This window comes from Rhodococcus sp. EPR-147 (assembly GCF_001647185.1).
Lineage (GTDB): Bacteria > Actinomycetota > Actinomycetes > Mycobacteriales > Mycobacteriaceae > Rhodococcoides.
Map to the genome: position 1 here is coordinate 1 of NZ_LVCU01000589.1, position 2,743 is coordinate 2,743.

The 2,743-nt window shown below is 67.1% G+C and carries 2 protein-coding genes; both read left to right on the forward strand.

Annotation, left to right across the window (positions count from 1 at the left end):
• The first annotated feature begins 233 nt into the window (after positions 1-233).
• The gene (locus A2J02_RS26580; protein WP_068055922.1) at positions 234-1,277 is read left to right on the forward strand and encodes an iron ABC transporter substrate-binding protein; all 1,044 of its coding nucleotides are present in this window, start codon (positions 234-236) and stop codon (positions 1,275-1,277) included.
• A gap of 4 nt (positions 1,278-1,281) precedes the next feature.
• On the forward strand, positions 1,282-2,743 hold a 1,462-nt coding region (locus A2J02_RS26585), incomplete at its 3' end, for an ABC transporter permease (RefSeq protein ID WP_068055925.1).

Sequence of the window (2,743 nt, forward strand, 5' to 3'; positions counted from 1 at the left end):
AGTCGCAGGTGCGGCGAGCGTTCGAGGACGGTGACCTCGAAGCCGGCTCGGTCCAGCCAGAACGCCACGGTCGGGCCGGCGATGCTGGCGCCGGTGACGAGTACACGAGAGGTCATGGAGTGGGAGTGCCCGGGCCTGTGGCCGTTCAATCCCGGAGGGAAAGTAGCTGAGCCTCACCTTTGTGGTGTACTTTCATCGAATTGTCCGAATGACCCGTTTTCGTCAGGAGAACCGTGTTCACCGTTCGCCGTCTGGCGCTGCTCTCGTTCAGCGCAACCCTCGCCCTCGGTCTCGTCGCATGCAGCTCGGAAGGCTCCTCCGACGAAGGCACGTCCACCTCCGAGTCCGCCACCGCAGAGTCCTCACTCGTGGTGTACTCCGGCCGCGGTGAAGAGCTCGTCGACCCACTGATCGAGCGCATCGGTGGCAGTATCGAGGTCGACTACTCGGGCAACACCAACGCCCAGGCCGCCAAGATCCTCGAGGAAGGCGACGCCACCCCGGCCGACGTCTTCTACGGTCAGGACGCAGGCGCACTCGGTGCCCTCGACGAGGCCGGTGCTCTCGCGCCGCTGCCCGAGGACATCCTCTCCCTCGTTCCCGAGCAGTACCGCGGTGCCGACGGCACCTGGGTCGCCACCTCGGCGCGAGCCCGCGTGCTGGCCTACAACTCCGATTCGGTGCAGGCCGCAGACCTGCCCACCGGTATCGACGGACTGCTCGACCCGCGCTGGCGCGGACAGATCGGCTACGCACCGACCAACGCGTCGTTCCAGGCCTTCGTCACTGCCCTGCGCGTGCAGCGCGGCGAGGACGGTGCTCGCACCTGGCTCGAAGGATTCGTCGCCAACGAGCCCGTCGCCTTCGAGGGCAACGGCCCGCTGCTGACCGCCGTCAACGACGGACAGGTGGCCACCGGCCTGCTCAACCACTACTACTGGTACCCCTTCAAGGAAGAGAACGGCGACGACGCCCCGGTCGAGCTGCACTACTTCGAGCCCGGTGACCCCGGCGCGCTGATCAACGTCGCCGGTGCCGGTGTGCTGGCCGCCTCGGACAACCAGGAAGCAGCATTCGATTTCGTGCGCGAGTTGCTCTCGACCGAATCGCAGACGTACTTCGCGAACGAGACCGCCGAATACCCCGTCATCGACGGAGTCACCTCGGACTACGACCTGCCGCCACTGTCCGAGCTGGGCTCGACCGATCTCGATCTCGGTCAGCTCTCGTCGCTCGAGGCCACGCAGACCCTCCTCACCGACGTCGGAATCATCTAGTCGGGTGCTCGCGTCTGCACTTCAGCCGCTTCGGCGGCGCCACTTCGGCGGTCGTCCCGTTCTCGGGACGACCGCGTTGTGCGTGGGAGCGCTGACGCTGACACCCCTGGTCTACCTGTTCGTTCGAGCGTTCGACGGCGGAATCGAGAAGGTGCTGCGACTGCTCCTGCGACAGCGCACACTCGACCTCGCCATTCGTACGGCAACACTGACGATCACCGTGCTCCTCGCGTCGGTCGTGGTCGGGACGCTGCTGGCGTGGCTGACCGTCCGTACCGATCTGCCGGGGCGACGCTTCTTCGCCATGGTCCTCGCAGCTCCACTCGCCATCCCGTCCTACGTCTCGGGGTACCTGTGGATCGCCGAATTCCCCTCGTTGGCAGGCTTTTCCGGTGCAGCTCTCGTGCTCACGTTGTCCTGCTTCCCGCTGGTAATGCTGCCGGTGTCCGCGGCGTTCGCCACCGCGGACCCCTCGTTGGCCGAGGTCTCGCGAACCCTCGGTCGAGGCGCAGTGCGCACGGCGCTGACCGTCGAGTGCCGTCGCGTCGTTCCGGCCGCGGCAGCGGGCGCACTGCTGGTCGCGCTGTACACCATCAGTGATTTCGGAGCGGTGGCTCTGATGCGATACGACGCGTTCACACTCGGTATCTACAGTGCGTACCGCGGGGGACTCGATCGCACCGCGGCCGCTGTTCTCGGGCTGGTCCTCGTGGTGGGTGCGTTGGTGCTCACCCTCCTCGAACGGCGTGCCCGACGCGGTGCCACGGCGAGGGTGGGATCGGGAACCGACCGGATGGCCGAGCCTGTCGTTCTGGGCCGGTGGCGCGTACCCGCTCTGGCCGTAGTCGTTGCTGCCCTGGGTGTTTCGGTGCTGGTACCGATTCTGGCCCTGGCGCGGTGGTTGAGTCGATCGCTGCGCTTCACCGTCGACTGGGTGGACGTGCTGGCCGTCACCGCCAAGACCGTCCAGTACTCCGCGACCGCCGCGGTGGTGGTGGCCGTGCTCGCGTTGCCGGTCGCGCTGTTCGCGGCCCGATCCACGTCGAGGGCCGCTCGCGGTGCCGAGCTGTCCACCTACATCGCGCACGGGCTGCCGGGAATCACCGTCGGACTCGCCACGGTCTTTCTCGGAATCCGGTTCCTGCCGTCGTTCTATCAGACGGCCGTTCTGCTGGTACTGGCCTACGTGGTGCTGTTCCTGCCGTTGGCCGTAGGCGGCACCAGAGCTGTCGTCGACGCCACTCCCGTTGTCCTCGAGGATGTTTCACGAACCCTCGGCGCGGGCCGGCTGCGTACCGATCTTCGCGTGACGATCCCTATCGCCGCGCCCGGCATCGCCGCCGGGGCCGCTCTGGTCTTTCTGACCGTCGCCAAGGAACTGCCTGCGACGTTGATGCTGCGGCCGCGGGGAGTAGACACGCTCGCGACCACGCTGTGGTCCACCACCGAGGCGTTCCGATACGGCG